Genomic DNA, 24,469 nt, shown 5'->3' with positions numbered 1-24,469 from the left:
CGACGGCCCCGTCCCGCCACCCCACGGAGAGCCCATGAGCCCGCTGCCCAGCCCGCACGTCGTCGACCGGGTCCGGGACATCCCGATCTACCGCGCGTCCGTCGCCCGGGGGGACTTCCCGATCCTGGAGAAGCCCGAGATCGCCCGCGGCTTCCCGGACAACTGGATGACGCCGGGCCTCGCCGCCGCGCTGGAGGCGGGCGAGGCGGAGTATGTGCTGTCGACCGGCACCAACCACGCCAGGATGCAGCTCATCCGGCCGCCGTACTTCCTGCTCCGCTCCTACTACCGGCTGTGGAGCGAACACCCCGACCTGCACGCCACCTGGGACGCGGGGGCCAAGCGCATCTCCCTGACCACCGTGCTCGCCACCGAGCACGTCGCCCGCGTCAACGCCAGGAAGCCGGGCGCCACTCCGGGGGAGCGCTGGCTCGACGACCGCACGCTCTACCTCAACCGCACCCTCGACCCGGCCGACTGGGACCGGGCCGAGGTCCGCCGCATGCTCGCCGACGTCCGGAGCGTCAGCGACGCCCACCCCACCGGCACCTACCACCTGGACTGCTCGGGGTACCACCTCGCCCACCTGGTGCAGAAGGTGGAAGCCTGGGGACTGTGGGACGAGTTCCCGCGTCCGGGCAGCATCGTCCACGCCTACGAGTACACCCCGCTGAACGTACGGGCCCTGCTGCACCGGCACTTCGACTGCCCGGTCGTGGACCTCTTCGGCAGCACCGAACTGGGCTACCTCTACTCCAGCGACCCCCGCACCGGCCGCTACCGCCCCCACCTGGACGACATGAGCGTCGAGCTCATCCCCGTCGCCCCCGGCAGCGGCATCCACAGCCTCATCGTCACCAGCCTGCGCAACCCCTTCATGCCGCTCGTGCGCTACCGCTCCGGGGACTGCGTGCGCACCTTCGACGGCTCCGCCGACCCCGAGCGCATCGCGGCCTTCTGCGGCCGCGAGAAGGAACTCCTCGGCGCGCCCAGCGGGCCCGTCGCGCAGGCCGACCTCGACGCCCACGTCAGCGACGTGTCCGACCAGGTCTTCCTCTACCAGCTGCGCCCGTCAGAGTCGTCCGGGGACACCGCCCTGCACTACTCCACCTTCGACGGCGCCCCGCTCGACACGGCCCGGGTCAAGCGCCTCGAAGGGCTCGTCGGCGACCTCACCGGCCGCCCCTGCTCCCTGGAGCACCGCACCCACCTGCCGATCGGCCGATCCGGCAAGTACGCCTGGCTGGACCGCACTTCCTGACCCCCGGCGCACTCACCGCGCGCCGCGGCACACCCCCGCCGCCCGCCGCACCCCGCCCCCCTCGTACCCGAACAGGACTCCGCCCCGTGACCACGTCAGCAGCCCCCTCCCCCACCGCCGAAGACCTCCTGGGGAGCGCGCTCCACGAGGAAGTCGTCGGCCACTTCACCGCGAAGACGGAACACGAACGCCCCTACGTCGAGCACCAGGTGCGCGAGTGCCTGCGCTACCTGTACCTGGTCTCCCGCCACCCCGACCGACTCGGCGGACTCTTCCTGCCCGTGGAGCAGGACATCGACGAGATCTGGCACTTCCTGATCCTGCAGACCCGCGAATACCGAGAGCTGTGCGAACAGCGCCTGCCCGGCGGGCACTTCATCCACCACCGCAGCATCGCCTACACCGAGTACCAGGACGGCGACCGGGCCAACGCGGGACGCCGGACCGCGGCGGAAGAGGCCCTGCGCTGGATCCCGCTGTACACCGCCGCGTTCGGCCCGTTCGACGAGCACGCCCTCCCGCACTGGACCATCGTCCGCTTCCTCCACCAGGAGATGGGCATGGGCCTGGCCGAGATCTCCGCCCTGGCACCCTCCGAAGGGTCCACCGCGTGACCTCGGCGCCCCGCGCCCCGCAGCACGCCGGACCCGAGGTGCAGCGCCGCGTGCTGACCGTGCTCGTCCTCTCGCAGGCCCTGGGCGGCGCCGGGATGGCGGCGGGCATCACCGTCGGCGCGCTGCTCGCCCAGGACCTGCTCGGCTCCACCGGGCTCGCCGGACTGCCGGTGGCCCTGTTCACGGCGGGCGCCGCGCTCGGCGCCCTGCTCGTCGGCCGGGTCTCCGAGCGGTGGGGACGCCGCCCCGGGCTCGCCCTCGGGCACGCGACCGCCGCGCTGGGCAGCGTCGGCGTGATCGTCGCCGCCTGGGCCCGTACCGTACCCCTGCTCCTGCTGGCCCTCTTCGTGTACGGCGCCGGTTCCGTCACCGGACTCCTCGCCAGGTACGCCGGAACCGACCTCGCGCCGCCCGAGAAGCGCGGTCGCGCCACCGGCACCGTACTGCTCGCCACCACGCTCGGCGCGGTGGCCGGACCCGCCCTGGTGGGCCCCACCGGAACCCTCGCCGTCTCCCTCGGCCTGCCCCGGCTCACCGGCCCCTTCCTGCTCGCGGCCGTCGCCTACGCGGCCGCCGCCTCGGTGGTGGCCCTGTGGCTGCGCCCCGATCCGCTGCTGCTCGCCCGCGCGCTGCGGCGGGACGCCCCGCGACCGGAGAAGGACGGACAGCGCGTCCGCCGCGTCGCACCCGGGGTCGTCACCGGGGCCGCCGTGATGATCAGCGGGCAGCTCGTGATGATCGCCGTCATGACGATGACCCCGGTGCACCTCACCGACCACGGGCACAGCACGCAGACGGCGGGGATCGTGATCGGCCTGCACGTGGGCGCCATGTTCCTGCCCTCGACCCTGACCGGTCTGGCGGTGGACCGGATCGGGAGCCTGCCGGTGGCCGCTTCCTCCGGAGGCGTACTGCTCGCGGCCGGCCTCATCGCCGCGCTCGCGCCGCCCACCGGCACCGTGGGAACCGTCCTGCTGGCCGCCGCGCTGGTGCTGCTCGGCGTCGGCTGGAACCTGGCGCTCGTCAGCGGCACCGCGCTGGTCGCGGAGGCCGCGCCCGCCGAGGCGCGCGCCTCCACGCAGGGGCTGGTCGACGTGGGAATGTCGCTCGCCGGGGCCACGGGCGGCATGGTCTCCGGGCTGGTCGTGGCAGGGGGGAGCTACCCGCTGCTGGCGGTCTGCGGCGGCGTGCTCGCACTCGCCGTGATCCCCCTGACCGCCCGCGCCGCCCGCCCGCGGCACACCGCCCCGCGCCCGACGTCGGGTTGAGGCCCCGCCGCCGCGTCGGCACACCCTCACCAGACACACCCGCACCAGACCCACCCGGCTCCAGGCCCCTCCTTCCCCGGTGACCCCTCAGGAGAGCAGCATGCCCAGCGTCCCCCCGGCCCCGCCCACCGCCCCGCAGCTCGACGCCCTCGTGGTCGGGGCGGGCTTCTCCGGCCTGTACCAGCTGTACCGGCTGCGCGAACTCGGCCTGTCGGTACGGGTGGTGGAGGCGTGCGACGACATCGGCGGCACGTGGTACCGCAACCGCTACCCCGGCGCGCGCTGCGACATCGAGAGCACGTCGTACTCCTACTCCTTCTCGCCCGAGCTGGACCAGGAGTGGGAGTGGAGCGAGCGGTACGCGACGCAGCCCGAGCTGCTGCGCTACCTCCAGCACGTCGCGGACCGCTTCGGGCTGCGCGAGCACATCACGCTGGGCAGCCGCGTGACGCGTGCCGCGTACGACGAGGCGGGTCACTTCTGGCGGGTCACCACCGACTCCGGCGAGGTGCTCACCGCCCGGTTCGTCGTCCTGGCCACCGGCTGCATGTCGGCCGTCAAGGACCCGGACGTACCCGGCGCCGCCGCCTTCACGGGCCGGTCCCTGCACACCGCCGACTGGCCGCACGAGGGCGTCGACCTCACCGGTCGGCGCGTCGCGGTGATCGGCACCGGCTGCTCGGGCGTCCAGGCGATCCCGCTCATCGCCGGGCAGGCCGCCTCCCTGACCGTCTTCCAACGCACCGCGGTGTACGCGCTGCCCGCCCACAACCGTCCGCTGTCCGTCGAGGAGAACGCCGAACTGAAGGCGCGCTACCCGCAGTTCCGGATCGCCCAGCGGCAGTCCAGGGGCGGCACGCTCTTCGAGCCGCCCACCGGTTCCGCCCTGGCGGCCGACGAGGCGGAGCGGGCCGTCGCGTACGAGAAGGGCTGGGAGTCGGGCCTGCTCAGCGGTCTGCTGCGGACGTACAACGACCTCCTCGTCGACGCGGACGCCAACGAGACCGTCGCCGAGTTCGTCCGCTCCAAGATCCGTTCGATCGTCACCGACCCCGAAACGGCCCGGACGCTGTCCCCGCGCGGCATCCCCTACGGCACCAAACGCCCCTGCCTGGACACCGGTTACTACGACACGTACAACGAACCGCACGTCAGCGTCGTGGACCTCGTCGAGACGCCGATCGTGGAGATCACGGCCGACGGCATCAGGACCTCGGAGCGGGAGCACTCCGTCGACGTGATCGTGTACGCCACCGGTTTCGACGCCCTGACCGGCTCGCAGACCGCCATCGACATCGTGGGCAAGGGCGGCACGACGCTCCGGGAGAAGTGGGCGGACGGTCCCCGCAACCACCTGGGCCTCCTGTCGTCCGGTTTCCCCAACCTCTTCACCGTGGTCGGCCCGTTGAGCCCGTCCGTGCTCAGCAACGCGGTGGTGGCCATCGAGCAGCACGTGGAGTGGATCACCGACTGCGTCGCGCACCTGCGCGAGCGGGGCCTGACCGAGATCGACGCGACCGAGGAGGCCGAGGAGGAGTGGTGCGCCCACGTCGCCGACCTCGCCGACCTCACGCTCTACCCGGCCGTCGCCTCCTGGTACACGGGGGCGAACGTGCCGGGCAAGCCCCGGGTGTTCCTGGCCTACACCGGAGGCCTGGACCGCTACCGGGCGCAGTGCGACGCGACCGCGCGGGACGGGTACCGCGGTTTCGCGCTGGCCGCGCCCGAGGGCGCCTGACGGCGCCGCCGCCGTGGGCGCGGCCCGCGCCGACGAAGTCCAGCCGCTCGTCGAACGGTCCCCGCCCTGTCGGCATCGCCCGTTTGCCGGTCGGTCCGAGCGCGCCGCACACACTTCAATTGATCATGATGGAGGCGACCTACGACCGACGGACCGAGAAGGGCACGAGGCCATGGATCTTCGAGAGACGCGCATCCGCTTCCGATTCGACATGCTGGACGCCGACGGCAGCGGCACGCTGGAGCAGGGCGACTTCGAGGCGCTCGCCGAACGGGTGATCGACTCGTCCGGGGTGGCGGCGGAGTCTCCCCGGGCCGCGTCGGTGCGGTCGGCGTACCTGACGTACTGGCGGGGCCTGTACGAACACGCCGACGGCAACGGCGACGGAGTCGTGGACTTCGACGAGTACGCGGCCGTGGTGCACGACCGCGAGGCCTTCGACCGGTACGTGCGCCCGTACGCCGAAGCACTGGTCGCGGCGGCCGACCGGGACGGGGACGGGTGGGTGGAGCGGGAGCACTACGTGGCCGTCATGGTGGCCACCGGGTTCTCCACCGCGGGCGCGGAGGACACCTTCGCCGCGCTCGACGCCACGGGCGACGGGCGGGTCCCGGCAAAGCGGTGGGTGGACGCCATCGCGGGCTACTACACCGGCAGCGGACAGCAGGTCACCGATCGGCTGATCGGCCCGGCGTGATCGCGTGGGCGGCGACGTCCGCCGCGGCACGCCTGGTTCCCAGGTTCCAGCAGGTCCCCAGGCTCCAGCAGGTCGCGCGGCGCCTGTGAGCCGACTCCTCCTTGCGAGGAGGGGGCCCGCTGCCGCGACGACATGACCGGCGCCCGGACGCACTGCGCGCTCGCCGTCGAGCCGAGGACGCGCCCCGCTGGTCGGCCGGGCCCCGTGCGGCAGGGCGACTCGACCGCACGACGGCCGCGTCGGCACCGGGCCCGCGCCGGACGCGCGACCAGCACCGACGCGGCCGTACCGGCCGTCGTCAGGAAGTTGCCGACGGAAGCGGGATCAGCGGCGCACCTTGACCGCGCTCGTGTCCTGCGCGGGGGCCGTGCGCGCGTCGCCGGGGAAGACCGCGGAGAACTTCGTGTTCTTGGTGATCTTGTAGGTGACGGCGATCCGCCCCTTCGAGTCCACCTTGGAGGTGCGCAGCAGCTTCTTCGCGCCGCCCGCGGGCTGCGCGTAGAGGGAGACCGTGCGCTCCTTCCACGTCTTGCCCAACTGCGCGACGAGCGTCGCGTTCTTCCCGTACGCGAAGGTCTTGCCGTCCCCGTCCAGGGTCAGCGTCGTCTTGTTGCGCGGGACGTCCACGGAGACGGACGCGGTCACGGCGGTGTGCGTGGCATCGCCCGCGTACCGCAGGGTGTAGGTGACCTTCCCGCCGACGGGCGGCGTGTCCTGAACGGTGAACGCGCCGTCGTAGTCGGGGGTCACCGTGCGGGTGCCGAGCGACTTGCCCTTCGGCGAGGCGGCGTCGGTCCTGGTGATCTGGACGGGCACGGACCAGGGCAGCGCGAGCGCGGAGCCGATCGTGCCGCGCAGGGTCAGCTTCTTGTCGAGCGGCGCCTTCGCGGGGGCGGTGACACCGAGCCTGCTCGCCGACTTGGTGGGCTCGTCGATCACGCGCACTCGGCCCAGGTGGTCGTCGCCGAGGCCGGAGACGAGGGCGAACAGCTTGCTGCCGTCGGGGGCCCAGGCCAGCCCTCGCGGTGCGAGGTCCTTCAGCTCTCCGAAGCCGTCGATCCGGATCGGGGCGCTCTCGCCGAGACGGAACACGTAGACGTCGCTGTCGTCGCTGTGGTCGACGCCCACGGCGACAGCTCCGCCCGGTGCGGTCTCGACCGCGTTCGTCCGCCCCTTGATGCCGGAGAAGTCGCGGCTCGCCTTGGAGCCGTCGTTGCGGAAGAGGTTGGAGGTGAACAGCGTGGGCAGGCTGTCGTAGTTGCCGCCCGCGAGCATCACCTCGGTGCCGTCAGCGGTGACGGCGATGTCCTCGACCGCCAGCGGCACGCGGGCGTCCTCGCGGTGGACCCGCTTGTGCGCGGTGCCGGAGGCCACCTCGTAGACGGCGATTTCGGTGGGCACCCGGTATTCGAACTGGCTCCCCGCGACCACGGTGTCCGCGTCGCCCTTGCCCGGGGCGACGGACAGCTGGGGCGCGGTCTTCCAGCGCACCCCGCCCGCCTGGTCCAGCACGACGACCGGCGCGGCCCCCGAGAGGTCGAGCGAGCCGAGGTTGCCGCCCGTGGCGGTCGTTCCGTAGCTGAACCAGATCTTGCCGCCCGCGACGACCAGGTCCAGCGGGGCGGTGCCCGCGCCGGTCGAGTAGCGTGCGGTCTCCTTCAGCGTGGCCGTGTCGATGGCCACGATGGTGTCGGCGGAGGACAGCGTCGCGTAGAGCGTCTTCGAGTCCTTGCTCAGCGCGAGCCCGCTCACGTCGGCCGTTCCGTGGACGCGTCCCACCCACCGGCCCGCGTAGTCGCTGACGGTGATGTTCCCCGACGTCGCGTCGTTGACGAAGACGCGGCGGTGGACCCCGTCCACCACGATCTCCGGGGGCACCGAAACGGCGTTCGCGCGGGGGGCGGCGGTGCCGTCCCAGGCGGAGGCCGGGCCCGCGGTCCCGGCCACGGAGACTCCGCCGAGCAGGGCGACGAGCGTCGCACCCGTGGCCGTACGACGGAAGCGGGCATGGCGAAGACGGTCATGACGAACACGCATGGTGTTGTTCCCCCAGGTCAAGCAATGTGCGGCCGGCCGTTCCCCAACGGCCGATCTTGGTCTCCGACGAGATTACGCGATCCGGACACATGGTCCGTTCGCCCGGTTCCGCCCCTCTTGCGACCGGGGCGTGTTCCGTCGGGCGGTGCGCGGTCCGGTGCGGCGGTGCTCGTCACACCGCCGCACCGGACCGTCGCGGACGGGCTCCGGCTCAGCCCTCGGACGAACGGCGTCGACGCGCGGCCACGAGCAGGCCCGTGCCCGCGGCGAGCGCGACCGCCGTGCCGCCCGCGGCCCACGGCAGCGCGGAACCGGCGCCGGTGGAGGCGAGGGGCGTGCCGCCCGAGGTGGCTGCCGGGTCGCTCCCGGACTCGGTGGTCCGCGTCCCGCCGTTCTTGCCGGTGGCAGTACCGGTGCCCTCGCCGGCTTCCTTGGAGGCGTCGGGCTCGGGCTTGTCCCCGTCCTTCTCGCCCCCGCCCTTCTTGTCCTCGCCCTTCTCGCCCTTGTCCTTCCCGCCCTTGTCCTTGTCCTTCGCGGCCTTGTCCTTCGCGGCCGCGTCGGCCTCGTCCTTCTTCCTGGCCTCGTACTGGCCCTTGTCCAGGAACTCCTGAACGTCCTCGGGAGTGCCTTCGAGCGCCTTCCGGCCGGCCGCCTTCACCGCGGGGCCACCGACGGAAACGATCTGGGCGGCCAGCACCCGGTTGTCGGTGATCCGGGCCTCGTGCTGCCCCTTGTCCAGGAACTCCTGGATGTCCTCGGGAGTGCCCTTGAGCGCCTTCTTGCCGGCCTCCCGCACTCCCGGGCCACCAGCATCGATGATCTTGCTGACGAGGACCTGGTTGTCGATGTTGCGCGCCGTGAACTGGCCGACCTCCAGGAACTCCTTGATGGCCTCCGGGGTCCCCGTCTCCAGCGCCTTGCGCCCGGCCGCCTTGACCGAAGGCCCGCCGACACTGGTGATCTGCGCGACCCGCACCCTGTCGTCCTGGAGACGCGCCTCGTACTGGCCCACTTCCAGGAACTCCCGCACGGCGGCCGGACCCGCGTCGAGCGCCTTGCTCGCGGCCTCCTTGAACCCCGGACCCGCGTCCTTGGACGCCATCAGCCGAAGGAGTTCCAGCCGGTCGTCCTCCGCCTGCTGCGCGGGCGTCTTCGAACCGGCGTCGGGCGCCGTGACGGCGGTCTGCCTGGCGTCGGCGGCATGCGCCGGGGAAGCGAACAACACCGCCGGAGCGATGGCCGCGGACGCGACCACCGTCGATATACGCGTGAACTTCATGTGGTTCTTTTACTCCCCCAGAAAAATCAAAAATTACCCTCCGCATGATAGGCCGTGATTCCCCGTGACCCGGTCGGGCCTCCTACCACTGCGGCGCACGCGCGATCCCGAGGGACGGCGTCACGAATGTTCGGCGGGCTTTTCGGGGCGTCGCGTCACGGTCATGAGCCACCGCGTTCCGCCCACGCAGCACATCGCCCCGGTCGCGGCGCCGATGATCAGGCCGAGCCAGTCGTACGCGCCGTTCCGCAAAAGGGCGCCCCATGCCTGGTATCCCCAGGTGAGCCCCGCGACGACCACGAGCGCGGCCGCCGCGTTCCGCAGCAGCCCCGCCAGGGCCGGGCGCCGCTGCCTGGTCAGGTCCGCGGCTGCCTGCAGCATGACCAGCGGCCCGAAAGCCTGGTAGGGCTCCACGTATCCGGCGTGGAAAGCGTCGCTGACGGCGCCTGCCGTGACCACCACTCCGCAGAGCATGGCCAGCTTCGCTATCGTCATCGGTTCTCCTGCGGTTCCCCTGCGATTCCGTGCGGTGCCCGTAGCGCTTCGGGCGTACTAGGGAGGACTTTCGAACCAAGCCCCGCCCGCGCGGAAATGCTATTTCGTCCGCACCACCCCTTGCAAATCGATTCGCGGGATTTCGGAATTCCCGCTGTTTCACGGCGTGTTCACCGCTCCGGGCCTGTGACCTGGATTGATTCCCTCCTGGGGACCGGTTGTTCAACGACCGCGCGCCTGGTGGACTGACCCCGAGCACACAGCAGTTCGCACGAGGCTGCTGGGGAACGAGAGGCAGGACGGGAATGACGGGGATCAGTCGCCGGGGGTTGCTGCGCGGCGGAGCGGCAGTTGGCGCCATCACGGTCGCGGGAGGTGTCACGTCGTCGGCGCGGGCCGCCGCGCCCGGCATCAATCCGGTCGTCGCGAGCGAGGCGGCCCACGTCCGCGCTCTGCGCAAGGCCCTGGACAACGCGGCGGCGGGCATCGCGGGACCGGAGGGCGTCGACGGCAAGGGCCGGATCATCGTGAAGGCCGGGTACGCGGGTGTTCCCACGTACACCCTGCTCGACACCCTCGTCATCGGCGGCAACACCGTGCTGGACGCCACCGGCGCCCGGTTCGTCGCCAAGTTCGGCACCACCGCGCGCACGTACACGCTGGACAGGAAGAACCAGCACTCCCCCACGCCCGTGTACGACACCGACGCGCAGGGCGTCTTCACCGCGCCCGCCGTCAGTGGCGCGAAGGCCGCCACCATGCTGATCAACCACGTTCCCGGCACCGGGACGACGGGCTATTCCGCGCCGGGCAACATCAAGGTCGAGGGCGGCGAGTGGGACCCCGTCTCCGCCTGGGTGTGGGAGGACACCGGCGCGGCCAGGGCCCGTGCGGACAAGGCCCCGCCCATGAACGTGCTGACCTTCGTGCACACCCAGGACGTCGAGGTGGCGGGCGTCACGGTCTGGAACGTCAAGTGGTGGCACGCGGTGGAGCTCAACGCCGTGCGCCGGGCCGTGGTCAGCGACTGCTTCTTCAAGGGCTGGGTGGAGGACCCGACGCAGGGGCTGTGGCACGGCGAGGCCGTCCAGCTCGACCTCCCCCTCACCGGCAACACCTGGGCCGGTGCGGCCGACGGCACGCCGACCGTGGACGTACAGCTCCTGCGCAACTACGCGGGGGCCTCCGGCTCCCAGCCCGCCTGGGCGAAGCTGATCGGCTCGCACACCGGCGGCGAGAAGACCGGCCAGGTCCACGCGCGGGTGCTGATCGAGGGCAACATCGTGGACGGCGCCAAGTGGGACGCCATCGGCCCGATGAACACGACGGCCGTCACCGTCCGCGGCAACACCGTCAACAACAGCTGCGGCGGCATCTACGTCAGCTCCATGACGGCACGGAAGGCCGGTGCAGCGGTGGGCGCGAATCCCATCGCGGGCATCGACATCGTCGAGAACCGGGTGACGATCGTGGCCGGAGCCTCGGGAGCCAGGCGCAACGCGGTCCGGGTGAACGCGGACACCGCCGACTTCGTCTCGCCGGTGAGCGATGTCGCGGTGGCGGGTAACACGGCCGTCGGCGGCGCGTACTCCTACCACCCCGAGGTGACGTTCCGGGCAGGCACCACGCCGCAGCGGTAACCGCACCCTGGTCGGAGTCCTGTTCGACGCCTCGGCGCGTTACCGGGTGCCGGTTCCGCCGGGGCGTCCGTCCGACACAGCAGCGCTTCGTCGTCGCTCAGTGCCGCCAGGTACCGGGGGTCGGCGCTGAAGGTGAGTCCCCGCAGGCCCGTGCGGACGATGCTGCGGCCCGTCCGGCCCGTCGCGGGGGCGATGAGCTGGATTACTTGGATGTCCAGGAGGCCCAGGGCGGCGCCATCGGGAGTGAAGCCCGGTTCGAGTCCTCCGCAGTCGGCCCGTCTCGTCCATGCCGGCCGGAGGGTGTCGGCCCGGCCGGATTCGGCCGCCGCCCCCGGCTCCCCCGGATCTCCCAGGTCCCACGGGGAGAGGCTGGTGCCGATGCGCAGGGCCGCGCGGCCGGGCTCAGCTGGCCGTCGCGTATCCGATGTCGTCGTCGGGGCGCGCGTGCCGGGCGTGTTCCGTGCGGGCCGCTTCCAGCAGGCCCCGCCACGAGGTCACGGTGGGGCGGCGACGCAGCAGGGCGCGGCGCTCCCGCTCCGTCATCCCGCCCCACACGCCGTGGTCGATCCGGTGGTCCAGGGCATAGGCCAGGCACTCGGTCCGCACCGGGCAGCCCGCGCACACCGTCTTCGCCTGGTTCTGTGCCGCGCCCTCGACGAACAGCTCCTCCGGATCCGCGCTCCGGCAGAACGCTCGCGCGCGCCAGGCCTCTCCGTTCCCGTGTGTCACTCCGTTGCCGTCCTCTCCCCTGAGACAGGCCCGCCCGCCCCCGACTCCCCGGGGCGGCAGTGCGGAAACGGTACGGCAACCCCGCCGGACATAGTCCACCGTCACAGTGAGGCAATCCCATCGAGTGAACGGGACTTGACGACCAGGCGGATGCTCCTCCAACAGCGCTGGAGGCGGCGAACGGTCAGGCGGCCTTGCCTCGGGCGACGTAGAGCCGCATGGCGGTGAAGTCGACGGTGATGTTGTAGGGCTTGTGGAAGCAGTGGAAGAAAGCGGCCCGTACGTCGAACCCGTACGGGGCGAGCCCGGCCTGGGGGTGCGTCTCGCAGTAGATCTCCCGCGCGACCGCCTCGCCCAGGCGGATCTCCTTCGGGTAGCAGGGGTAGGTCACGGCCGGGTGGCTGTGGGCGAACGTGCCGAGCGGGCGGTCGTAGTCGGCGCGCACCCCCAGCTTCTCGGCCGTCTCCCCGAACAGGACCGCCGCGCTCTCGCCGCCGCTTCCGCCGAAGTTCACGCCCACGATCCCCGTGCGGGAACCGTCGGCGCCCGCCACGCTGCCCCTGCTGTGCAGGAACTGGTCGGCCAGCCACAGCGGCAGCGGCTCGACGCCCGCTCGGGCCGCCGCCGCCCGCGCCTTCCCGGACGTCTCGGGGGTGCGGCGACGCAGGATCAGCTGTCGGCCCGCGTAGTCGAAGGTGGTCAGCAGGTGGGCGAAGACCCATGTGCCGATCATTCCGCCGCCCCCGTCGGGGTTGGGGCCGACGTCCTCGCCCGACTCCGTCGACGACCAGCCCACGGGGACGTTGCGCAGTTCGATGCCGCCCAGCCTGAAGGAGTCAAGCATTCCGTAGTGCGCCCAGACCGAGCCGCCCTCGAACTCGACCTTCTGGCTGGCGACCGGGCTCAGCCCGGCCGCCTTGGCCACCGTCGCGGTCAGGCTCAGGTTCGAGGCGCCGGTGTAGAAGGCGAAGCGCATCGGCGGACCGCCGTTCACCGACGCCTCCACCAGCGGCCCGGGGTCCGTCTGCTTCCATTCCAGCCGTGCGGTGTCGCCGTGGACCTGGTACGCCTCGCCGCTGACCGCCGCGAACCACTTGGCGTACGCCTCTTCTCCGGCCGCTCGCCAGTGGGGTGCGCAGAGCGCGAACTTGTCCTGCCTGAGGTAGCAGTCGCCCAGGAGGTAGTGGGCGTCCTTGTCGCCGGGCGCCAGCCGCACGGCCTGCTTGAGGTACTTCTCGGCCGCCGGGAACTCCCCTGCCAGCAGCCCCAGTTGGCCGCGCCGACGGGCCGCGTGCAGGTTCTCGGGATCCTTCCGCAGGATCTCCTCGTACGCGCGGCCCGCCTTCTCGAACTCCCCCGCCTTGAACAGCGCGTCCGCGTCACCGCCACCGGACAGCGCCGTGGCGGCCCCGTCCAGCAGCGGCGCGGCCGCCGCGGCACCGGCCAGAACGGCGGCACCCCGCAGCAGCGAACGCCGGTCCCACTTCCCGTCAGTCACGCCTTCTCCTTGTGGTGAGTCGGTACGTGACTCCACTGAACAGGCGGGCGTGTTGCCGAGGCGTATGCGTTTTTCGATACGCCCGCGATATGCCCCGGCCGACGGACGGGAGGGGAGGGGAGGGGAGGGGAGGGGAGGGGACTATCGGTCGCCGCCCGTGCGGAGCGTGCTGAACCAGCGCACCACCTCCGCCGTCCCCCGCACGTTCGAGCCGAGGTGCCGCGACTTCTGGTGGTCGACGGCACCGAGGTCGACGACAGGCACCTCGACGCCCTTCCCTGCGAAGGCCGCGGCGCAGTTGGCCGTGTTGCGGACGGTCGCCTGCTCGTCGCCCTTCGCCATGTAGAGCCGCATCGGCGCCTTGGGCTTCCAGTCCTCGCACACGCTGTCGGTCGCCCGCAGCCCGGCCGCGAGGCCGCCCCTCGGGTGGGCGAGCAGATCGCGGCCGTACGGCGTCAGCAGGTCGTCCAGCGTGCGGGGCAGCGCGCCGATCATCTGCGGACCGGTGTGCAGGCCGTCGAAGAGTTCCTCCACGGCGGGGTCGCGGAACACCTCGCCCGGCTGCTCGTACACATCGTGGACGCGGTCGAAGGCGACCAGGGTGTACGCGGCGTACGCCACGCCCGACCTGGGTTCCAACTCGCCGTCGCCCGCCAGCAGCGCGGGGAGCTCGGCGCCGCCGAAGTCGTAGGCCCCGCTGATGGGGGCGAGGGCACCCAGCCGGAAGTACCGGTCCTCGTCCGCCTGGAGCGCCCTGCCCAGACCGAGCGCGGCGGACGCGCCCTGCGAGAAGCCGGTGACCAGGACTTCGCGCTCCAGGGTGCGTCCGGTGCGCGGGGCGAACCGGTGGGCGGCGCGGAGCAGGTCGAGCGACGCGGTGGTCTCGGACGGCACGTCCATCCAGGGGTGCCTGCCGGGCCCCGTGCCCATGCCGAGGTAGTCGGGAGCGACGGCGGCGAAACCAGCGGAGGCGTACGCGACGGAGGGGCCGGTCAGGAACGTCTTGCGCTGCATCGAGGGCGCGTCGACGCGGTGGACGCCGGTGCCGTGGGCGAACGAGACGGTGCGCAGCCGCCCCTGGACCCCGCGCGGGACGGTGAACAGCCCGCTGGCGACGGTGGGTCGGCCGTGCTCGTCGACGGTGCGGTAGACGAGGCGGTACGCGTCCACGCCGTGGCGGGCGGCGCCGGGGTCGTACCCGGAGGCGGTCAGCTCGGCCGCGGATTCCTTGGCCGATGCGAGGGTGTAGAGCAACTCGGCGGAGACCAGGGTGCCGCGCTGGGGAGCGGTGCGGGAGGAGGCCGCGGTGGACGTCCGCGGCTCGGCTCCGGCGCTGGCACTGGCGACGCCCGCCCCGGCGAGGACCGTGAGGGCGACGGCGACCGTGGCGAATCGACGGCGGTCGCGGTGACGGCGGTGTGGGGTCCGGGCGACGGGCATGACGTGTTCTCCCTCGACTTTCGATGATCCGAAGCGGGTTCAGACTCCATCGGGAGGGGCGCCGGGCGCACTGGTGCACACCCCCGGACGGGGGGAGGGAAACCCCCCGTCCGCCGACCTCGCGGGGAGGAGCGCGGGCCTTCGTCCGCGCGGGCCGGGCGCATCCGCAACACCCGCTCGCCGCCGCGTCGTCGGCGCGGTGTGTACTGAGGTCCGATCCGCTTCGACCTGGAGGTTTCGATGCCCCAGCTGTACGTACGGTCCGGTGTGGACCCCGACGACCCGAACGTGCCCGCGGCCGTCCTCGTCATCGACCCCGAAGGGACCCTTGGGGAGCGCGCCCTGGCCCGGCTCGGCGGTGCCCACTGCCACGAGATGGACGGATGGGCCTGCCTGCTCCAGACCGACGGCTGGGCCGAGCACACCCGCGACGGCAACCGGCTGAAGGTCCAAGTGGCCGTCCACCCGGCCGCGCTTCGGGCCGTCGACGTGGATCCCGCCGACTTTCCCGGACGCTCGGCCGTCGATCCGGCGGCCGTGCTGGTCCTGCGCGCGGAAACGGACACCGCTCCGGAACCTTCCGTACCCCTGTCGGAGGGAACCGCCATCTACGCCTCGGTCCTGGACCTCCCCCTGGACGAGCTGCTCGCGGCCTACGACGACTGGCCCATGGTCCTCATGCCCCCGCCCGAGAGCCCAAGCGGCGGCGAGGGGGACGAGGCGCCGGCCGGGGCCGGGGACTGACGCCCCCGGCGCGGCGGGGGCGCGAGCATCCTGACGCCGCGTTCGTCGTTGGACCGGACATGAAGATTCTCGCGTCCGCCTCGCTCGCCGTCGTGGCCCTTGCCCTGCCCACCGTTCCCGCCGCGGCGGACTCCGGTCCCGCGCTCGGCGGTGCCGTCGTGGGGCGCACCGAGTCCTCGCTGGACAGCGCCGGTCCCGGGCTCGCCGGGGGCCTCACCGGCAAGGACGGGGGCGCACCCCACGCCATCGTGGAGACGGGCGAGCCGGGGGCCGTCTCCGGCCTGGTGAGCCAACTGACCGCCCCGTAGCCCTCGTCGACGGTCGCGTCGACGGCGGACCGGGCTCGGGCCGACGTCAGATCCAGCCCTCCTCCCACGCCTTCCGCGCGGCCTCGTGGCGCGTGCGGGAGGCGAGTTTGGCCATCGCGGACGAGACGTAGTTGCGGACCGTCCCGGGAGCGAGGCCGATGGCCACCGCCATGGCCTCGACCGTGTCTCCGCGTCGGGCGTAACGAAGCACGTCGAGCTCGCGCGGGGTCAGCGGGCAGGGGGCCTCGGTGAGTGCCAGAGCCGCGACCGACGGATCGATGTACCGCGCCCCGGAGTGGAGGTCGCGCAGGATCGAGGCGATCCGGGCGGCGGACGTGGACTTGGGGACGAAGCCCTGGATGCCCGCCGTCAGGGCACGCCTGAGCACACCGGGGCGGGAGTGCCGGGTCACCAGCGCCATCGGCACATCGAGGTGGCGGCGGATCTCCAGGGCCGCCTCGACCCCGTCGAGCACCGGCATCTCCAGGTCCAGCAGCACGACGTCCGGGCGCAGTTCGACCGCCGCCCGGACGACCGTGGCGCCGTCGCCGACGTGCGCCACCACGTGGATGTCGGGTTCGAGGTCGAGCAGGGCGGCGAGCGCTCCGCGCGTCAGCTCCTCGTCCTCGGCGATCAGTACGCCGATCACGGCTCCCCTCCTTCGCACCCGGCTCCCACCAGACCCGTCAGTTCGAACGTCCCGTCCGGCAGGCGGGTGGCGCTGACGCGGCCGCCGACCGAGCCGAAGCGTTCCCGCAGGGCCGCGAGGCCGCTGCCGCCGCTGCCCTCGGCAGGGGCGGCCGTGCCGTTGTTGCTGAGCCGTACGCGGGTGCGGGCGCCGTCCGCCGAGATGGTGATGAGGCAGCGGCTCGCCGCGCTGTGCCGCAGCACGTTGGTCGTTCCCTCCCGTACGAGCGTGCCGAACAGCGGTTGCAGCTGGGACGGTACGCGGGCCGCGTCGCCCTCGACTTCCGTACGGATCCCGGCGGCGCGCAGCACCTGCACGGCGTTGGCCAGTTCGGTGCCGAGGCTGGCCCGGCGGTACCCCCGTACGACGGCCTGGGCCTCCGCCATGGCCTCGCGGGCCAACCGCGCGGCTTCGGCCACCTGCTCCCGCGCCGACGAGTCGTCCCGCCCGATCATCCGCTCCGCCAACTCGCTCTTGAGGGCGATGACTTGAAGCCTGTGGCCCTGGATGTCGTGCAGGTCGGCGGCGAAGCGCAGCCGCTCCTCGGCCACGGCGAGCGCGGCGGCGCCCGCGCGCGCCCGCTCGGCCTCCTCCAGCGCCTGCCACAGGCGCACCAGCATCAGCTCGACACCGCTGATGAAGAGCACCAGGGACACGCCCGTCAGCGCCGGAACCCCCGGCAGGGCAAGGGGGTCGCTCGCACGCCACCGCGTGAGGGCCTCCCCCGCGACGCCACCCACCGACGCCGTCGCCGCGAGCAGTCGCCACCGGGCCGGCGGGGGCAGGGCGACGGCGAGCGCGGCGGCGTGCGCGGCCGGGACCATGGCCCAGTCGATGCCCGTCAGCGGCCGTTCCGCGAAGTTCGCCCAGAGGAGGAGCGTCACGACGAGCAGCGGGCCGTCCACCCACGGAAGGACCGCACCCGGGCCGGCCCCCGACAGGGCGCGCACGGTCAGCCGCGTGTGCCGCAGGAGCACGAGCACCAGGACACAGCCGATCGCGGCGCTCGCGGCGACGGGGCGGATGTTGAACCCCAGGTCGTTCGCGGCCAGCACCAGCCACATCGGTCCCAGCCCGACCAGGCTCCAGCGCGTCAGCACGCCGAGCCGTCGCGCACGCGCGTCGATCATGAGCCACAAAGTAGGTGCTGCCCCGTCGGCTGTCACCGGCTAAAACTGGCCACGCCATGACAAAAGTCACGGGTGCGGGCTGAACACCGCACTGCCGACTCCTGACGTTTACGACTACCCGCCGGTCCCGGCCCGCGGAGAGGCTGGGCGCCACCGGCAGCCGGGGCCGCGCCGTTCGGGCCAGGGCCGCATCCCGGGGCCGAACGGCCTCCCGGCCGACCGGACCACATGACGTGACAAGGCAGGAGAATCAGCATGGAGAAACCGGCGAAGCTGCTCGCCCGGCTCGCGGTGATCGCGACCACGGCGAGCGTGCTACAGCTGACCGCGCCCACGATCGCCTCGGCCACCGTCTCCGACCGCGCGCTGGACAAGGCGCACGGCGCGGTCCAGGCGGTCGGCGCCGCGGACGCGAACGCCGCGTCCCCGCAGTGGGGGGAGTGCTGGGGCGAGACGTGGAGCCAGGTCTGGCACGAGATCCCCGGCGGCCCGGGGCAGTGCGATTCCGGGTCGGCGCTGCACACGATGCTCGACTGACCACCGGACCGAGTCCCCCGCACGACGAGCCCCCCACGGCATCCCCGCGTCACGCGCGCCCCACCGCTGACGCGGCACACCCCGCCCCGCCACCCGTCAGGGGCGCCGGCCGTCGCGGCCGGCGCCCCTGGCGCTCCGCCCGGTCCGCGACGAGAGGAACGGCCCCGTGCCGACAGACCGCACCATGCAGTTCGTCATCAAGGTCTCCAAGTTCTGCAACCTGCGCTGCCAGTACTGCTACGAACTCCCGGAGCTGGGCAACCGCGAGAGGATGTCCACGCGACAACTGGCCACCATGTACGAGCACATCAGGGACTTCGTGGTGGAGCGGGACCGGGCCGACGGGGTGCGCTCGGGCGTCTCGCTCATCTGGCACGGCGGGGAACCCCTGCTGCTGGAGCCGGAGTTCTACTGGACCACCTTCGCCGACCAGCGCCGCGTCTTCGGTGACGCGGTCGAGGTCCGCAACGCCGTGCAGACCAACCTCACCCGCCTCGACGAATCCCGCGTCGAGCTCCTGCGCGACGGTTTCGACCAGGTCGGCGTCTCCCTCGACCTGTACGGCCAGTTGCGGATCAACCTGGCAGGACACGATTCGCAGGACCGGGTGCTCGACCACCTGGAGACGCTCCGCACCGCCGGTGTCGCCTTCGGCTGCATCACGGTGCTCACCCGGCGCAACCTCCACCGGCTGGACAGCGTCTTCCGTTTCTACGACCGCTCCGGGATCGGATTCCGCGTCCTGCCCCTGTTCGACGCGGCCTCCGACGAACAGACCGAGCAGTTCGCCCTCACCCTGGACGAGGAACTCTCCGCGCTGTGCCGCACGGCCGACCTGTGGTTGGAGAGCGACAGGATGAAGCACCCGCCCGCCCCTCTCGGCACGTACGTCGACGCGGCGGCCCGCGTGGTGGCCGACACCGGCGAACGCCGCTACTACAACCGCCGCAACTGGCCCTGGGTCGTCCTGGTCAACACTTCGGGGGACTGCTACACGCAGGGCGAGCCCTACGGCGACCCCTCCTGGTCCATCGGCAACGTCTTCACCACCCCGCTGACGGAGATCCTGGCCGGTGGCGCCTTCGACCGGTCGGCCCGGGAGGCGGAACGGCGGCAGGCCGCCAACTGCCTCTCCTGCCCGTTCTACGGGTACTGCGACGGCCTGCCGGTCGCCGAGGCCGAGCGGCGGGGCCGGGACGCGGACGACGAGGGCGTGCAGGCGTGCACCGCGCGTCCCGTCATCGGGCACATCGCGAGCCGCATGCGCGCCGGCGCCCGTGCGGCCGCGGTGGAGGCGGACGCCCCTGCGGCCGCGGTGGGCGCGGACGTGTGACGGACGTCTTGGTTTGCGGGAATTCCGTTTGCAACCGCTCGAACCGTGCAGGAGCCCTCCTCGGAGCCACGTACCCGAGGAAAGGACCCCGCACATGGCGGCCCGCGAACCCGATCAGGCGGCCGATCCCGAGACGGCCGAGCGGCGCAGACGGCATCCGGCCCTCTTCCGGGCCGTCAACCAGCGGAAGAACCCCAGGCTGCGCCGCTCGGACATCACCGTCACCGACGACGCCGCGGTCAAGCGGGCGGTGCGGGCCGCCTCGCTCGGCAACGCGATGGAGTGGTTCGACTTCGGCATCTACAGCTACCTCGCCGTGACCATCGGCCACGTCTTCTTCCCCTCGGGGAACGACACGGCCCAGCTCCTCTCCTCCTTCGCCACGTTCGCCGTCGCGTTCCTCGTGCGGCCGCTCGGCGGGATGTTCTTCGGGCCGATGGGCGACCGGCTCGGCCGCAAGAAGGTCCTCGCCCTGACGATGATCCTGATGGCGGTCGGCACCCTGTCGATCGGGCTGATCCCTTCGTACGAATCGATCGGCTTCTGGGCCCCCGCACTGCTGATCTTCTTCAGGCTGGTGCAGGGCTTCTCCACCGGCGGCGAGTACGGCGGCGCGTCCACCTTCATCGCCGAGTACGCGCCCGACAAGCGGCGCGGGTACTTCGGCAGCTTCCTGGAGTTCGGCACCCTCGCCGGGTACGTCGGGGCCGCGGGCCTGGTCACCGCGCTCACCGCGTGGCTCGGTTCCGGGACGATGGAGGCGTGGGGCTGGCGCATCCCGTTCCTGGTGGCGGGTCCGCTCGGCCTGGTCGGCCTCTACCTGCGGATGCGGCTGGACGAGACCCCGGCGTTCCAGAAGCTGGAGGGCGGCCACGCGCACGCCACGGACGCGGCCGACCCGGTGGAGGCCACCGCCAAGGGCGACCTCGCGAAGATCTTCCGCCAGTACTGGCCCACGCTGCTCCTGTGCGTCGCGCTCGTCGGCGCGTACAACGTCACCGACTACATGCTGCTGTCGTACATGCCGACGTACCTCTCCGACGAACTCGGCTACAGCGAGACCCACGGGCTGCTGGTCCTGCTCCTGGTGATGGTCTGCCTGATGCCCGCGGTCAGCCTGGTGGGCCGCCTCAGCGACCGCTTCGGGCGCAAGCCACTGCTCATGACCGGCATGCTCGGTTTCCTCCTCCTCTCGCTGCCCGCGTTCCTGCTCATCGGACAGGGCGGCCTCCCGGCGCTCACGGCGGGCATGCTGATGCTCGGCCTCTCGCTGGTCTGCCTGCTCGGCACGATGTCGGCGGCGCTCCCCGCGCTGTTCCCCACCCACGTCAGGTACGGCTCGCTCTCGGTGGGCTACAACCTCTCGGCGTCCCTGTTCGGCGGTACGACTCCGCTGGTCGTCACCGCGCTGATCGGCCTCACGGGCAGCCGACTGGTTCCCGCGTACTACGCCATGGCCGCGGCCCTGGTCGGGGTCGTCGCGGTGGCCTGCATGAAGGAGACCGCACGGCAACCGCTGGCGGGCTCGCCGCCCTCCGTGGAGACGCGGGAGGAAGCGGCCGAACTGGTCGAGGCGCGGGCACCGTCCCCGAAGTTCTGACCGGACGTGCCGACGGGCGCGTGCGGCGGACCCCGCGGTCCTGATCCGGTCGGGCTCGGTGTGTCGTCGCAGTCCGCGATGGCAGAATCACCGGGCGACGGGAGACTCGCGGGCACGCCGTGCCCGGACCGTGAGGGACGGTGAGGAGCCTCAGATGGCTGGATCGGGCAGAAACGGCATCGGTACGTTCGGCGGCGACCCCGCCTTCGCGTCGAACCGCTGCGCAGTGCCCCGGCCGGCCACCGCCGCTCAGGAACCCCCCGTACCGGCCTCCACGATGCAGCCGGTGCTCGACGGACTGTCCGGTTCGGTGATCTTCCTGATGCCGGTGTACGGGTGCGACGGCCGGGTGACGGACTTCCGGGTGACGGCCGCGTCGCCCGACGCGGTCGACATCGGGTCCCGCCGGGGCGGGGAGCTGGTCGGGCTGAGCGTCCTGGAGACCTACCCGACGGTGGTCGGCACCGAGTTGTGGGACGGGTACCTCAAGGCCCTGGAGGGCGGGGGCCGTTACGAAGGGGAACCGTTCGAGTACGAGGAGGTGCTGGCCGGCGTGGCGCGCCTGTCGCGCTTCGCCGTTCGGGCGGCGGCCTGTCAGGGCGGGCTGGTCGTCTCCTGGGTGCGGCTGGACACCGGGGAGCGCGAGCAGCGCCGCCTGACGGCGATGCAGCGCCTGGGCGGGATGGGCTGGGCCGACTGGGACCTGGTCCGCGGCGGGGTCACCTGGTCGCGGGAGGCGTTCGCCGTCTTCGACCGGGACCCGTCCCTGGGGCCGATGACGCTGGAGGAACTGGCCGCCCACGCCGTCCCCGACGACCTTCCCGACGTGGAGGGCCGCGTCGAGCGCCTGCTGGTGCGGGGCGAGCCGGTCGACCACACCTTCCGGATCACGACCGCCGCCGGAGAGGTGCGGCACGTGCGCTTCGTCGCCGAGGCCGAACTGGACGTGCGGGGCGCTCCGGTGGAGGTGCACGGCTTCTTCCAAGACCTCACCGCGTCCAAGCGGGCCGAGCAGCAGTTGCTGGCGCACCAACGGGCCGTCATGGCCCAGCGCGGCCTCCTGGAGGCCGAGCGCGATCTCGCGGGCCGCCTCCAGCACGCCCTGCTGCCCCTGCCCCAGCAGTCCCTCCGCCTGGCCGGGCTCACCGTGGACGTGGCCTACCAGCCCCTCCAGGAGGGACTCAACGTGGGAGGGGACTGGTACAGCGCCATCGAACTGCCCGACGGCAGCGCCCTGCTGGTCGTCGGCGACGTCGCGGGCCACGGGCTGGACGCGGTGGCGGTCATGGCCCAGCTGCGCTTCACCGCGAAGGGCATGGCCATCACCGGAACCCCCCTGCCCGCCATCCTCGACCGCCTCAACACGCTGATGCTGCACTCGTCGGAGCGGTCACCGAGCACGGCGACCATGGTCATGGCCCGCTACGACCCCGGCACCGCACGGTTGACGTGGGTGCAGGCCGGTCACCTTCCGCCCTTGCTGCTGAGCGGGGACCGGGCGCACTACCTTCCCGCTCCCCGGGGCATCCTCCTGGGCGCCTCGTCCGCACCCCGTTACGAGGAGTCCACCCTCCGGTTGAGGCCGGGGGACCAACTGCTGATGTACACCGACGGCCTGGTCGAGGATCCGGGCCGGGACCTCGACGAGGGGCTCGCCCGCCTGTCCCGCGCCGCGACGGCCCACCGGGAGAGCACCCGGGTCCTGGACAGCGTCCTGGAGTCCCTGGTCCTGCCCCATGCCCGTCGTGACGACATTTGCGTCCTGCACGCCGCCCTGTGCTGACGCTCCCCAGCCGGGACCGTCGGGCTCACTTCCCCGGCAGCCCCGCGACAGGCGCCCGCGGCGTCTCCCGGTCGGTCCGCCCGGGGTGTCTGCGGCGCCAGTAGGGATTGTCGTGGGCGAGTTTGCTGGAGACCCTGCCGTACATCCCGAACGTGGCGATGAGCAGCCCCATCAGGAAGCTGAAGACCACGTTGGTCATGCCGAAGTCGAGGACGTTGGCGGGGCGGTCGAGCACGAAGAGGTGGGCGAAACCACTGAGCACGAACAGCCCGCCCACCACCAGGTTGAGCGTGGAGGCGAAGTTGCCCCCGACGGCGGCTCCGACGAGGAGGGCGACCCCCACCACGGTGGAGACGACGCTGAGCGCGATGTTGGTGGACATGCCCGCGATCGTGTCGCCCGAGGTGTCGAAGGGGCTGAGCGCGTCGGCGAAGCCCAGAGCGGCGAAGACGAGCAGGACCAGGCCGCAGAAGGCGGCACCGCAGCGGTAGACGGTCGCCAGGTGGTGGTCGACCGGTAGTTCTTCTCGCAGCTTCATGCCCGGTTCTTCCGCGCGGGAACCGACAACGGATGCGTTTTCTCCCGAAGCCCTGTGAATCGCGTGCATCTCGCGCATCTCGTGCATCCAGTGGCGGTCCCGCGGGCGAAGTGATCAGTGAAGGCCCTGCCGGTGGCGGCACGGCCCCGGACCTCAGGCAGGAGACGCCCATGCGCGGTGTGGCGATGGAACCGGCCCACGCGGCGGACCGCCGCCCGGCCGATCCGCTCTCCTGGCACTCGCTCGGCCTCGGCACCATGGCCTCGCTGCTGGTCGTGTCCCTGGAGCAGTTGGGCGGCCGCTACTACGAGGCGCGGTGCCAGTGGGCGCGTACGCACCCCCTCAACGAACGGACGGTGGCGGCCGTCCGGCACCACCCGATGCTCCTGGCGGAATCGACCCGCCAGCTGGCCTCGGCCGTGGAACGCCGCCACCTGTCGGCACCCGGCCGACCGCCCCTCGTCCCGGTCTCGGTGCACCTGGGCCTGGACGCGGCGGCGCACCCGGTGGAGCACGGCAACGCCACCGACGTCGCGGTACGCGTGGTGGTCAGCGACCTCGCCCCGCGGAACGAGGGGCCGACGGCCTACCGCCTCACGGCCGAGTACCTGCACGCCGGGGTGCCGTTCGGCTCCTGCACCATGCGCTTGGCCCCTGGCCCGGCCGACGCCCCGGATCCCTGGAAGGACGCCGGTGCCGTCGGTGCCCTCCACCCGTCCGCCGCCGCGGTGGGCGCCGCCGCGGAACCCGACGTCCTGCTCGCGCGGTCCCCCAGGGGGCGCCTGCTGATCGTCCCGCGCGACGCGGGACACCCCGTCTTCCTGCCCGACCGCCCCCGTCGGCTGCCCGCGCTGGCCGTCATGGAGGCGGGGCGGCAGGCGGCGCTCTTGGGCTGCGGCCTCACGTCGGCCGCCGTGATCGGACTGCGCGTGGAGCTGCACGCGGCCACCCCGGCGAACGGGGCGGAGATCGAGGCGGTGGCGGAACACGGCGGCGCACGGTTCGCCGTCAGCGCGGCGGGTGGCGTCACGGCGACGGGTGGTGTGACGTTGCGGTGTCCGTGACGGCGCGGGCGACGGAACAGATCGAGACGAACGCACGGAGGAAGAGCC

At 72.4% G+C, this 24,469-nt stretch carries 22 protein-coding genes; 13 read left to right on the top strand and 9 right to left on the bottom strand.

Annotated elements, in window-relative coordinates; all coding sequences use genetic code 11:
• Window positions 1-34: 34 nt before the first annotated feature.
• The 5 genes from ACIBNE_RS05380 (at window position 35) to ACIBNE_RS05360 (ending at window position 5,578) form a co-directional block, all read left to right on the top strand.
• Entirely contained in the window at window positions 35-1,261 is a 1,227-nt protein-coding gene (locus tag ACIBNE_RS05380) for a hypothetical protein (protein ID WP_399269740.1), read from the top strand.
• An 86-nt stretch (window positions 1,262-1,347) separates the two neighbouring features.
• The gene (locus tag ACIBNE_RS05375; RefSeq protein WP_399269738.1) at window positions 1,348-1,875 is read left to right on the top strand and encodes a hypothetical protein; all 528 of its coding nucleotides are present in this window, start codon (window positions 1,348-1,350) and stop codon (window positions 1,873-1,875) included.
• Window positions 1,872-3,143, top strand: a complete 1,272-nt coding sequence (locus ACIBNE_RS05370; protein WP_399269736.1) for an MFS transporter — start codon at window positions 1,872-1,874, stop codon at window positions 3,141-3,143. Before ACIBNE_RS05375 ends, ACIBNE_RS05370 begins: the two co-directional genes overlap by 4 nt.
• Window positions 3,144-3,243: 100 nt before the next feature.
• Complete coding sequence (locus ACIBNE_RS05365; RefSeq protein WP_399269734.1) at window positions 3,244-4,881, top strand: flavin-containing monooxygenase; 1,638 nt, start codon at window positions 3,244-3,246, stop codon at window positions 4,879-4,881.
• A 172-nt stretch (window positions 4,882-5,053) separates the two neighbouring features.
• Entirely contained in the window at window positions 5,054-5,578 is a 525-nt protein-coding gene (locus ACIBNE_RS05360; protein WP_399269732.1) for an EF-hand domain-containing protein, read from the top strand.
• A 324-nt stretch (window positions 5,579-5,902) separates the two neighbouring features.
• Here the strand turns inward: ACIBNE_RS05360 and ACIBNE_RS05355 are convergent, their stop codons facing one another.
• The 3 genes from ACIBNE_RS05355 to ACIBNE_RS05345 form a co-directional block, all read right to left on the bottom strand.
• Complete coding sequence (locus ACIBNE_RS05355; RefSeq protein WP_399269730.1) at window positions 5,903-7,615, bottom strand: YncE family protein; 1,713 nt, start codon at window positions 7,613-7,615, stop codon at window positions 5,903-5,905.
• Between the two features lie 211 nt (window positions 7,616-7,826).
• Entirely contained in the window at window positions 7,827-8,894 is a 1,068-nt protein-coding gene (locus tag ACIBNE_RS05350; protein ID WP_399269728.1) for a hypothetical protein, read from the bottom strand.
• A gap of 120 nt (window positions 8,895-9,014) precedes the next feature.
• Window positions 9,015-9,389 carry a hypothetical protein gene (locus ACIBNE_RS05345; RefSeq protein ID WP_399269726.1) on the bottom strand — a complete coding sequence of 125 codons (375 nt, stop codon included), beginning with the start codon at window positions 9,387-9,389 and terminating at the stop codon, window positions 9,015-9,017.
• Window positions 9,390-9,694: 305 nt separating this feature from the next.
• Here ACIBNE_RS05345 and ACIBNE_RS05340 point away from each other — a divergent pair, with 305 nt between their 5' ends.
• Window positions 9,695-11,029, top strand: a complete 1,335-nt coding sequence (locus tag ACIBNE_RS05340) for a hypothetical protein (RefSeq protein WP_399269724.1) — start codon at window positions 9,695-9,697, stop codon at window positions 11,027-11,029.
• Window positions 11,030-11,431: 402 nt separating this feature from the next.
• Here ACIBNE_RS05340 and ACIBNE_RS05335 read toward each other — a convergent pair whose 3' ends face one another.
• The 3 genes from ACIBNE_RS05335 to ACIBNE_RS05325 all read right to left on the bottom strand — a co-directional run bounded on the left by ACIBNE_RS05335 (window position 11,432) and on the right by ACIBNE_RS05325 (window position 14,696).
• Window positions 11,432-11,758, bottom strand: coding sequence for a WhiB family transcriptional regulator (locus tag ACIBNE_RS05335; protein ID WP_399269722.1), 327 nt, complete (start codon window positions 11,756-11,758; stop codon window positions 11,432-11,434).
• Between the two features lie 184 nt (window positions 11,759-11,942).
• On the bottom strand, window positions 11,943-13,256 hold the full coding sequence (locus ACIBNE_RS05330) for a tetratricopeptide repeat protein (protein WP_399269720.1): 1,314 nt from the start codon (window positions 13,254-13,256) through the stop codon (window positions 11,943-11,945).
• 141 nt (window positions 13,257-13,397) lie between these two features.
• A complete protein-coding gene (locus ACIBNE_RS05325) occupies window positions 13,398-14,696 on the bottom strand; it encodes an alpha/beta hydrolase family protein (protein ID WP_399269718.1) in 1,299 nt (432 codons plus the stop codon).
• Window positions 14,697-14,936: 240 nt separating this feature from the next.
• Between ACIBNE_RS05325 and ACIBNE_RS05320 the strand changes: the two genes are divergently transcribed.
• Complete coding sequence (locus ACIBNE_RS05320) at window positions 14,937-15,440, top strand: hypothetical protein (protein ID WP_399269716.1); 504 nt, start codon at window positions 14,937-14,939, stop codon at window positions 15,438-15,440.
• 59 nt (window positions 15,441-15,499) lie between these two features.
• A complete protein-coding gene (locus ACIBNE_RS05315) occupies window positions 15,500-15,748 on the top strand; it encodes a hypothetical protein (RefSeq protein ID WP_399269714.1) in 249 nt (82 codons plus the stop codon).
• A 46-nt stretch (window positions 15,749-15,794) separates the two neighbouring features.
• Here ACIBNE_RS05315 and ACIBNE_RS05310 read toward each other — a convergent pair whose 3' ends face one another.
• Both ACIBNE_RS05310 and ACIBNE_RS05305 read right to left on the bottom strand, forming a co-directional pair.
• Window positions 15,795-16,397: a DNA-binding response regulator gene (locus ACIBNE_RS05310; RefSeq protein ID WP_399269712.1), complete on the bottom strand. Its 603-nt coding sequence runs from the start codon at window positions 16,395-16,397 to the stop codon at window positions 15,795-15,797.
• Window positions 16,394-17,566: a sensor histidine kinase gene (locus tag ACIBNE_RS05305; RefSeq protein ID WP_399269710.1), complete on the bottom strand. Its 1,173-nt coding sequence runs from the start codon at window positions 17,564-17,566 to the stop codon at window positions 16,394-16,396. The genes ACIBNE_RS05310 and ACIBNE_RS05305 overlap by 4 nt, the downstream gene beginning before the upstream one ends.
• 255 nt (window positions 17,567-17,821) lie before the next feature.
• On the opposite strand from ACIBNE_RS05305, the gene ACIBNE_RS05300 reads away from it, so the two are divergent.
• The 4 genes from ACIBNE_RS05300 (at window position 17,822) to ACIBNE_RS05285 (ending at window position 22,819) form a co-directional block, all read left to right on the top strand.
• Window positions 17,822-18,103 carry a hypothetical protein gene (locus ACIBNE_RS05300; RefSeq protein WP_399269708.1) on the top strand — a complete coding sequence of 94 codons (282 nt, stop codon included), beginning with the start codon at window positions 17,822-17,824 and terminating at the stop codon, window positions 18,101-18,103.
• 166 nt (window positions 18,104-18,269) lie between these two features.
• A complete protein-coding gene (locus ACIBNE_RS05295; RefSeq protein WP_399269706.1) occupies window positions 18,270-19,436 on the top strand; it encodes a radical SAM protein in 1,167 nt (388 codons plus the stop codon).
• A gap of 94 nt (window positions 19,437-19,530) precedes the next feature.
• Window positions 19,531-21,036, top strand: coding sequence for a glycine betaine/L-proline transporter ProP (gene proP / locus ACIBNE_RS05290; protein ID WP_399269704.1), 1,506 nt, complete (start codon window positions 19,531-19,533; stop codon window positions 21,034-21,036).
• Between the two features lie 154 nt (window positions 21,037-21,190).
• Window positions 21,191-22,819 (top strand): PP2C family protein-serine/threonine phosphatase, encoded by a 1,629-nt coding sequence (locus ACIBNE_RS05285; RefSeq protein WP_399269702.1) that lies wholly within the window; start codon window positions 21,191-21,193, stop codon window positions 22,817-22,819.
• A 25-nt stretch (window positions 22,820-22,844) separates the two neighbouring features.
• Here the strand turns inward: ACIBNE_RS05285 and ACIBNE_RS05280 are convergent, their stop codons facing one another.
• Complete coding sequence (locus ACIBNE_RS05280; protein ID WP_399269700.1) at window positions 22,845-23,357, bottom strand: DUF4383 domain-containing protein; 513 nt, start codon at window positions 23,355-23,357, stop codon at window positions 22,845-22,847.
• Between the two features lie 170 nt (window positions 23,358-23,527).
• On the opposite strand from ACIBNE_RS05280, the gene ACIBNE_RS05275 reads away from it, so the two are divergent.
• A complete protein-coding gene (locus tag ACIBNE_RS05275; RefSeq protein WP_399269698.1) occupies window positions 23,528-24,421 on the top strand; it encodes an AfsA-related hotdog domain-containing protein in 894 nt (297 codons plus the stop codon).
• Window positions 24,422-24,469: the final 48 nt, after the last annotated feature.

It is taken from the genome of Streptomyces sp. NPDC050504 (assembly GCF_044458065.1).
In the GTDB taxonomy this organism is placed as follows: Bacteria; Actinomycetota; Actinomycetes; order Streptomycetales; family Streptomycetaceae; genus Streptomyces.
The sequence above is the reverse complement of the archived record's forward strand: the minus strand, read 5'-3'. Positions and strand labels throughout refer to the sequence as shown.

Coding starts and splice junctions, on each gene's coding strand:
- ACIBNE_RS05355 (WP_399269730.1), bottom strand. CDS start 7,615: ATGCGTGTTCGTCATGACCGTCTTCGCCATGCCCGCTTCCGTCGTACG.
- ACIBNE_RS05275 (WP_399269698.1), top strand. CDS start 23,528: ATGCGCGGTGTGGCGATGGAACCGGCCCACGCGGCGGACCGCCGCCCG.
- ACIBNE_RS05285 (WP_399269702.1), top strand. CDS start 21,191: ATGGCTGGATCGGGCAGAAACGGCATCGGTACGTTCGGCGGCGACCCC.
- ACIBNE_RS05345 (WP_399269726.1), bottom strand. CDS start 9,389: ATGACGATAGCGAAGCTGGCCATGCTCTGCGGAGTGGTGGTCACGGCA.
- ACIBNE_RS05320 (WP_399269716.1), top strand. CDS start 14,937: ATGCCCCAGCTGTACGTACGGTCCGGTGTGGACCCCGACGACCCGAAC.
- ACIBNE_RS05365 (WP_399269734.1), top strand. CDS start 3,244: ATGCCCAGCGTCCCCCCGGCCCCGCCCACCGCCCCGCAGCTCGACGCC.
- ACIBNE_RS05280 (WP_399269700.1), bottom strand. CDS start 23,357: ATGAAGCTGCGAGAAGAACTACCGGTCGACCACCACCTGGCGACCGTC.
- ACIBNE_RS05350 (WP_399269728.1), bottom strand. CDS start 8,894: ATGAAGTTCACGCGTATATCGACGGTGGTCGCGTCCGCGGCCATCGCT.
- ACIBNE_RS05325 (WP_399269718.1), bottom strand. CDS start 14,696: ATGCCCGTCGCCCGGACCCCACACCGCCGTCACCGCGACCGCCGTCGA.
- proP (WP_399269704.1), top strand. CDS start 19,531: ATGGCGGCCCGCGAACCCGATCAGGCGGCCGATCCCGAGACGGCCGAG.
- ACIBNE_RS05340 (WP_399269724.1), top strand. CDS start 9,695: ATGACGGGGATCAGTCGCCGGGGGTTGCTGCGCGGCGGAGCGGCAGTT.
- ACIBNE_RS05360 (WP_399269732.1), top strand. CDS start 5,054: ATGGATCTTCGAGAGACGCGCATCCGCTTCCGATTCGACATGCTGGAC.
- ACIBNE_RS05315 (WP_399269714.1), top strand. CDS start 15,500: ATGAAGATTCTCGCGTCCGCCTCGCTCGCCGTCGTGGCCCTTGCCCTG.
- ACIBNE_RS05300 (WP_399269708.1), top strand. CDS start 17,822: ATGGAGAAACCGGCGAAGCTGCTCGCCCGGCTCGCGGTGATCGCGACC.
- ACIBNE_RS05380 (WP_399269740.1), top strand. CDS start 35: ATGAGCCCGCTGCCCAGCCCGCACGTCGTCGACCGGGTCCGGGACATC.
- ACIBNE_RS05305 (WP_399269710.1), bottom strand. CDS start 17,566: ATGATCGACGCGCGTGCGCGACGGCTCGGCGTGCTGACGCGCTGGAGC.